Origin of the sequence: Kitasatospora nipponensis (assembly GCF_039528135.1) — a bacterium.
Taxonomy (GTDB): domain Bacteria; phylum Actinomycetota; class Actinomycetes; order Streptomycetales; family Streptomycetaceae; genus Kitasatospora; species Kitasatospora nipponensis.
In genome coordinates, this window is record NZ_BAAALF010000831.1 from 1 (window position 1) to 627 (window position 627).

Below are 627 nucleotides of genomic sequence, written 5' to 3' on the forward strand. Positions count from 1 at the left end.
CTTGAGGGCATCTCAGCAGTGAACGGCCAGGTCTCCGTGAGTCTGAAGATGCCCGGCTCGGGCGCGGCCACGGTCTCCGCGAGCCATGAACGTCCGACCGAGGCCCCGGCCTTCAACCGGCTGACAGTGAGCCTGTCCACCGAATGCCTGCGCAACTCGGACTGGCACGGGTGAGTGGTCGTCCCCCCTCGAATCCGTCAAGCTTCGCCGGGCCCGCCCGATCCACCGCAAGCGAGGATCCGTACCGCTCGGGTACATCCCAGCAGAGCCCACTCGGCATCGGACAGTTCAGCACCTGAGCGGTCTCGGTGATGCGGGCCGCGGTTCGGGCATGAGGTAGGGCAGGGAGGGGCTTGCCCATGCCGAAGATCTTGCGTGTGGAGTTGACGTCTGATCAGGAACGCGAGGTGCGTGAGCATCTGCGGACACGTGATCTCGCGCCGGGTGCCAGACGTCACCGTCCGGGGTGCGGCCCACCGCTTGGCGGCCGACGGGTTCGACGCGCTGGCGAATGCCCCGCGCCCGGGCCACCCCGCCTCGATCACCCGCGAGGACCGCGAGGTACTGGCCTCGCAGCCCCGAGCTGAACGACATCGAGCGGGTGTGGCGCTCGGCGAAGTACGAGAA

Annotated in this window: 1 protein-coding gene; it reads left to right on the top strand. The window is 68.3% G+C overall.

Features of this window, described 5'->3' with window-relative positions; all coding sequences use genetic code 11:
* Positions 1–411: 411 nt before the first annotated feature.
* Positions 412–627, top strand: a 216-nt coding sequence (locus tag ABD323_RS43575; protein WP_344447555.1) for a hypothetical protein, incomplete at its 3' end; no start/stop codon positions are given.